The organism is Pelagibius sp., from assembly GCF_028281305.1.
Lineage (GTDB): Bacteria > Pseudomonadota > Alphaproteobacteria > Kiloniellales > Kiloniellaceae > Pelagibius.
Window position 1 is genome coordinate 1 of sequence record NZ_JANQKD010000057.1, and the last position, 6,974, is coordinate 6,974.

Genomic DNA, 6,974 nt, shown 5'->3' on the forward strand with positions numbered 1-6,974 from the left:
ATCGAGGGCGATCCGGGCATGGACGTCTGGGCCATGGACGTCGCCCGCTACGGCGAGTGGGCCACCATGGCCTACACCAACGCCAAGGTGCGGGAGAACTACGGCCGGCGCTTCCAGATCACCTTTCCCAACGAGGAACTGCCCGCCGCCCGGCCGCTGCGCACCACGCCGATCTATGAGCGCTTCAAGGCGCGGAACGCCGTCTTCGGCGTCGGCTACGGCCTGGAGCAGGCGCTCTGGTTCGCCCCGGAAGGCGCGGAGCCTGTCGAGCAGCCGGGCTACCGCCGCTCCAACGCCTTCGAGCCGGTGAAGGCGGAGTGCCGCGCGGTGCGCGAGGCCGTGGGCCTGCTGGAGACCTCCGGCTTCGCCAAGTATGAGGTCACGGGCCCCGATGCCGAGGGCTGGCTGAGCGGAATCCTGGCCAACCGCATGCCGCGGGAGGGCCGCATCCTGCTCTCCCCCATGCTGAACCCCCGCGGCAAGCTGATCGGCGACTTCACGGTCGCCAAGGTGGGGCCGGAGCGCTTCTTCATCTTCGGGTCCGGTGCTGCCGAGGGCTATCACCTACGTTGGTTCGAAGGCCATCTGCCGGAGAGTGGCGTGACGCTGCGCTCCCTGCGCAACGAGATGTTGGGCCTGTCCATCGCCGGGCCGCAGTCCCGCACCCTGCTGGCGCGGCTGACCGACGCCGATGTCTCCAACGAGGCCTTCCCCTTCATGGCCTTCCGCCGCATGGACCTGGGCATGGTGCCGGCCTGGGTGGGCCGCATCTCCTTCACCGGCGACCTGGGTTATGAGATCTGGGTGTCTCCGGACTACATGCTGCGGCTTTACGATCAGCTTACCGAGGCCGGGGCCGACCTGGGCCTGCGGCCCTTCGGGCTCAGGGCCCTGAACGCGCTGCGCCTGGAAAAGGGCTTCGGCACCTGGGCGCGGGAGTACCGGCCGATCTACACGCCGGCGGAAGCGGGTCTGGACCGCTTCGTCGACCTGCGCAAGAACGCCTTCATCGGCCGCGACGCCGTGCTGGAAGACAAGGAGCGGGGGCCGAAGCTGCGCCTGGTGACCCTCACGGTCGATGCCAACGGCAGCGATGCGGATGTGGCCGACGTCAGCGGCGACGAGGCCGTCTGGCACGACGGCGAAGTCGTCGGCTGGGTCACCTCCGGCGGCTATGCCCACTTCGCCGAGCGTTCTGTCGCCATGGCCTACCTGCCCAGCGAGCTGGCGAGCCGGAACGGCGGTTTCGAAGTGGAGATCATCGGTGAACGCCGGGCCGCCCAGCTCCAGCCCGAACCCTTGTTCGATCCGGCCCGCGCCCGCATGCTGGGATAGGGCCGGGGAGGGGGTGGCCTGTGTCCCCCGCCGGTCGATACAGGTCCCGGGGGACAGCAGCGATGAGCGACCATCCGATCCAAGCCGAGCGACTGGCCACCTTCGCGGCGGGGGCCTACCGGGCCATGGGCGTGCCCGAGGCCGACGCCGCGCTGCTGGCGGACACCCTGGTCCAGGCGGATCTCTGGGGGCATCAGTCCCACGGCGTGATGCGCACCTTCTGGTATGGCGAGTGGCTCAGGTCCGGAGCCATGGGGGCCGTGACCACGCCGAAGGTCGTGGTGGACGGCGGTGCCATCGCGGTCCTCGACGGTTGCGATGGGATCGGCCAGGTGATCACGGTGCGGGCGATGCGCGAAGCGATCGAGCGCTCGAAGCGTCACGGGATCGGCGCCGTCGCGGTGCGCAACTCCGGCCACTTCGGCACGGCGATGTACTTCACCCGCATGGCCGCGGAGGATGGCTGCGTCGGCTTCCTCTCGACCAACGCCAGCCCGGCCATGGCGCCCTGGGGCGGCAGGCGAAAGCTCATCGGCACCAACCCCTGGTCCATCGCGGCGCCGGCCGGGCGCCATCCGCCGATGCTGCTGGACATCGCCAACACCGCGGTGGCCCGGGGCAAACTCTACCTCGCCCGCCAGCGCGGCGAGGCCATCCCCGAGGGTTGGGCCATCGACGCGGAGGGGCGGGCGACCACCGATCCCGCCGCGGGGATTGCCGGCAACATCCTGCCCATGGCCGGCCACAAGGGCTATGCCATCGCAGCCATGATGGACGTACTTTCCGGCGTGCTGAGCGGCAGCGGCTTCGGCGGGGCCGTGGTCGGGCCCTACGTGCCGGAGGGCCGCAGCGGCGTTGGGCACCTGGTCATGGCCCTCAACATCGAAGCCTTCCGTCCGCCCACCGATTTCGCGGCGGATATGGAGCAGCTGATCGCCGATATCAAGGCGGTTCCCCGGGCGCCCGGCGTCGAGGAGATCCACTATCCCGGCGAGCTGGAAGCGCGCGCGGAAGAACGCCAGCGGCGCGACGGTGTGATCATCCCGCGCGATACCCTTGCCGAGCTCGATGCCGCAGCAAGAGAACTCGGCATCGCACCTCTCAGCAGCCTCGCGGAGTGACTGTCCGACCGTCTGATCGCGTGCCGGTTCACGTCTCGCTGATGAAAATGCCGGTCGCGAAAAGGCCGCCGAGGATGCCGATCCAATAGAGGACCTTGATAATGACGTTGAGCCGATAACTGGCGCGCTTCATCAGAAGCCAGCCGGACGCCGACCAGGCCAGGGTGCCGGTCATGGCACCCGACTCGAAGTCGCTGCGCCAGACGTTGTCGTAGCTGTGGAAGTAACTGATATCGTTGATCCGATAGAATTCGCCGAGGCCGCCGGCGATGGGTATGACGGCGATAAGCCAGACCAGGAAGACGAGCACGTCGCCCCAACTGGTTCCGACTTTCTGTCCGGCTGCCAGCCGGGCCATCTCGCGTTCCCTGACCGCGCGCCCGTGGGTCAAGCGATAGAGCGGATGCCGGTCGAGGTTTTCCTGGGTGGCCTCGTAGGGAAAGACCATGAACCGCCAGAACCAGCCCACCGGCGCCCGCGGCCAATTTGGCGGCAGTTCCGGCTTCAGATCCTCGTCTTTGGGGGCGGCCGCGGGTTCCGGCTTTTGCGGTTCCGCTGGTGGTTCTGTTTCCGGCTCTTGTTCAGGCTCAGGCGCCGCTTCCGTTTCCGGCTCCGGCGGCGCTTGCGGTTCCGGTTCTGCCTCAGGCTCCGGCTCCGGCGTATCGTCGGGCGGCACCTTCAGCCATGCGCTCACGAAATCCCCGACGCGCAGGTCTTCTTCGAGGACCTGATCCAGCAGGCCGTCGTACTGCGCCGCACCGCCGCTTCGGGTTTCCGAGAACGACAGGTTGGAGATCTCGAGGGCTTTGGTGAACACGACGTCGGGCATCAGGCCCTCGTCGGCCAGGGCGAAGAGCCGGGTGCGGATGGCCGCGCGCCGTTCCTCGCGCGGCTTGCGGCCGGTCTGGGCGATGATCATCTCGCCCTCGACATTGAGGTTCCATTTCATCGGCACCTGATGGCTGTCCGCCAGGACCTGCCGGTGCACGTAGTCATAGAGCTCGTTCATCGTCACGATGCCGTCGCCGTCGGCATCGGCACCCCCGCGCATACCGTCGATGACATGCTTGGTGAAGACACCATAGCCGTCGCGGATTTCCTCGCGTGCGGTCTGCACGTCAGTGGAGGCAGTCATGATGAAGGTCCCGCGGCCACCGGCAACGGCATGCAACTGCTCTTCGACATCGCCGCGCAGGAAGCTCTTCTCGATGGCCCCGCTGTAGCAGCAGTCCAGGATCAGCGCGATCTTTGTGGTGTCGGCGTTGTCGATCAGATCGCGGATACGCTGTGCCGGAATCGAGGTGGTCTCGAGCTCCGCGTTGACGGTCTCCGTCGTTGCCAGGTGGAGGCGCCCGGCGCGGTCCAGCTTGCCGTGGCCGGCATAGTAGATCAGCACCAGGTCGTCGCGCCCCGCCTTGCGCAGCACCTTGTGGACGCTGCGCAGCGCGTGGTGGCTGGGCTGGTTTTTCACCACCTCGACGTCACTGAAGCCGCCAATGGCCGTATCGTTGAGGGCCTCGGAAAGCCCGTCGACGTCGTTTTCGGGGCAGGCCAGATCCTTCAGCTTCGGTTCGTCCGGAAACTCGCTGCTGGCGATCAGGACACCGTAGCGTTTGGGCTGGCCCGTGCTGTCGTCCGGCGTATCGTCGTCTGGCGCGTTGTCTTTTGGCGCGTCGTCGCTCATGAGGCAACCTGACTAGGGCCTGTTGACATTCATTTCGCCGTCGTGGCGGGAGCAGATATTCGCCAGGGTTAGGAGCGGGCGGCGCCGTGGGGTGATCCCCCACAAGGCGTCCGCGACGCGGGCCTGGCGCATATCTGCCCCGTCCCGAAGGGATCCGGCGAATTCGGCCCGCGGCCGCGTCGCTCCCATGGGCCCACTGGGTCGAATATGCTTGGGCATGTCCTTCCTCGTCGCTCCTAACCGCGGGCCAAATCCGCTCGGACCATGACGGCGAAATGAATCTCAACAGGCCCTATGGGACGGAGCGGCCGGTTCTCGGCAGCGACGGGCGGCCCCGGGCCCGGGGCGATACGCTGGCCAAGTGGACGCGGCCGCTTCGGGCGGCCTTGATTGCCGGGGATGCAGATAGCGCGGCGGCGCAACCGCCGCCCGCCTTTCAGGCCATGGCGCGGCGTCACCTCGCCGATCTTGCGACTCTGACCGGCCTTGAGATCACCGCCGCGCGCCCGGGCGAGGCCAATCTGCTGATCTTTCTGGCCGAGGATCCTTTTGCCGCGGCAAGACGGCATCGCGCCCTCTTCGCCCACAAGATTGCGGACCCCGGGCAGTTCGATGCGCTGCTGGCGGCGATGGAGCCCTCCGCCACCTGTTTCGGCTTCCTCTGGGGCGGCTGGCCCAGCGGGCGCAGCATCGACTTCGCCGTCGCCTTTATCCGCGGCGGCCGCGGCGAGCGGACCTCAATGGGATGCCTGGTGCAGGAGGTGACCCAGGTCCTGGGCCTGATGAACGACCTCGATCCCACGGCGGATTCGATTTTCAGCGATTCCGGGCGCCAAGTCGCTCTGACGGAACGGGACCGGCTGCTGCTGCGGCTGCTTTATGATCCCACGCTGCGTCCCGGCATGTCCTGGGCCGAAGCGGAACCCCTGACACGGCAAGCCCTGCAGGCGTTGCAGCGGGGCGGCTGATTGCCTCTGAAAGGGCGAGGCCCTAGAGTTTCGAGGTGACTGCGGCGCGGTGACGAGCGGGGAAAGCATGAGCCAGATTCTGTTCGCAAACGGCAGGTTGTTCGACGGCCTGGGGTCGGAGCTCCTGGAAGACCGCCACGTTCTAGTCGAAGGGGAGCGAATCAAGGAGGTGTCCGACCGGCCGATCTCCGCCGACGGCGCTGAGGTCGTCGATCTGGCCGGGCGCACCCTGATGCCGGGGCTGATCGATGCCCACTTCCATGCCTTCGCGGCGGACCCGGATTTCGCAAAGATGGAGGCCATGCCGCGCTCCCTGCTGGCCCAGCACGCGCGCAAGCTGCTGGAGGCCGCGCTGCTGCGTGGCTTTACCACTGTGCGCGATGCCGGCGGGGCGGACTATGGCCTCGCTCTCGCCATCAAGGCGGGCCTCATCAAGGGGCCGCGCCTGTTCTATTCGGGCCGGGCCCTCACACAGACCGGCGGACACGCCGATTTCCGCGCGCTCGAGGACCACTCTGCGTTCTGCTTCTGCGGCCAGGGCAGCCGGATCTTCGGGGTCATCGCCGACGGCGTGCCGGCGGTGCGCCAGGCGGCGCGCGAAGAGCTGCGCCGGGGCGCGACCCAGATCAAGATCATGGCCTCCGGCGGCGTCGCCTCGCCCAGCGATCCCATCTGGAACCTGCAGTATTCGGAAGAGGAGATCCGCGCCATCGTCTGGGAGGCCGCCTCCTGGCGCACCTATGTCATGGCCCATGCCTACACGCCGGAAGCGATTTCGCGCTGCGTCCAGTTCGGCGTGCGCTCCATCGAACACGCGAATTTGATCGACGAACCGACGGCGGCGCTCTGTGCGGCCGAAGGCGCTTACGTGGTGCCGACGCTGGTGACCTATGACGCACTGCACCGCTTCGGCTCCGAGCTCGGCCTGCCGGCGGTGAGCCAGGACAAACTGAAGGACGTGCGCGAAGCGGGGCTGACCTCATTGGAGATCCTCAAGGCCGCCGGCGTGAAGATGGGCTTCGGCACCGATCTGCTCGGGGACATGCAGGTCCATCAGGCCCAGGAGTTCGAGATCCGCGCGGAGGTGCTGTCGCCGGCCGAGGTTCTGCGCGCAGCCACCTCGGTGAACGCCGCCCTGATGAATGCGGAGGGCGAACTCGGTGTGGTCGCGCCCGGGGCCCAGGCCGATCTCATCGTGGTCGATGGCGATCTCCTGGCGGACCTTTCGCTGCTGCAACATCAGGGGGCCCGGATACCGGTGATCATGAAGGCCGGGGCTTTCGCAAAGCGGGAGCTTGTTTAGGAACGACAACTGCAGGCCGGCGACCTCCTCCGGCATCTCCAAGCAGCTTGTGAAAGCGGCCTGCCTCGTACTAGGCTGAGCGCCACACAAAACACGAAACCCCAGTATTCTTCAGGCTTTGCTGCCTGACGCCGCAATGCATGGGGGCTTATGCACAGGGACGTAGATTGAGGGAGACAGCCATGTTTTTGCGACAGAGGACAAGTCTGCGGCGCGGCCTTATGGCGGCTGTTGCCGGGGCGGCGCTGGCCGTGAGTGGCGGCCTCGCCGAGGCCAAGACCTTCAAATGGGCTTTCCAGGGCGATGTGCAGACCATGGATCCCCATGGCCTCTTCGAGACCATGACCCTGGGCTTTCAGTCGAATTTCTATGAGGGACTGGTCACGCGGACACCGGATCTGGAGGTGGTGCCGGCTCTGGCCACCTCCTGGGAGAACGTCAAGCCGGACACCTGGCGTTTCACTCTGCGCCAGGGCGTGACGTTCCAGAACGGCAACGCCTTCAATGCCGATGACGTGATCTTCTCCGTCGAGCGCATTCGCAGTGAAGGCTCCGACATCAAG

6 protein-coding genes are annotated in these 6,974 nt (G+C 67.0%); 5 read left to right on the top strand and 1 reads right to left on the bottom strand.

The genetic code is table 11. From position 1 onward, the window contains the following. Both Q0982_RS12655 and Q0982_RS12660 read left to right on the top strand, forming a co-directional pair. The coding region (locus tag Q0982_RS12655; RefSeq protein WP_299396074.1) for a glycine cleavage T C-terminal barrel domain-containing protein at nt 1-1,335 on the top strand (1,335 nt) is incomplete at its 5' end. Nucleotides 1,336-1,397: 62 nt separating this feature from the next. After that, nucleotides 1,398-2,456: an Ldh family oxidoreductase gene (locus Q0982_RS12660; RefSeq protein ID WP_299396077.1), complete on the top strand. Its 1,059-nt coding sequence runs from the start codon at nt 1,398-1,400 to the stop codon at nt 2,454-2,456. Between the two features lie 28 nt (nt 2,457-2,484). Here Q0982_RS12660 and Q0982_RS12665 read toward each other — a convergent pair whose 3' ends face one another. Further along, nucleotides 2,485-4,140: a caspase family protein gene (locus Q0982_RS12665; protein WP_299396079.1), complete on the bottom strand. Its 1,656-nt coding sequence runs from the start codon at nt 4,138-4,140 to the stop codon at nt 2,485-2,487. A 275-nt stretch (nt 4,141-4,415) separates the two neighbouring features. Here Q0982_RS12665 and Q0982_RS12670 point away from each other — a divergent pair, with 275 nt between their 5' ends. The 3 genes from Q0982_RS12670 to Q0982_RS12680 all read left to right on the top strand — a co-directional run. Continuing rightward, entirely contained in the window at nt 4,416-5,108 is a 693-nt protein-coding gene (locus Q0982_RS12670; protein WP_299396082.1) for a DUF2927 domain-containing protein, read from the top strand. 67 nt (nt 5,109-5,175) lie between these two features. Next, complete coding sequence (locus Q0982_RS12675; protein ID WP_299396084.1) at nt 5,176-6,411, top strand: amidohydrolase family protein; 1,236 nt, start codon at nt 5,176-5,178, stop codon at nt 6,409-6,411. A gap of 182 nt (nt 6,412-6,593) precedes the next feature. Beyond that, nucleotides 6,594-6,974 (top strand): ABC transporter substrate-binding protein (locus Q0982_RS12680; protein WP_299396086.1); only part of this gene is annotated, 381 nt, incomplete at its 3' end.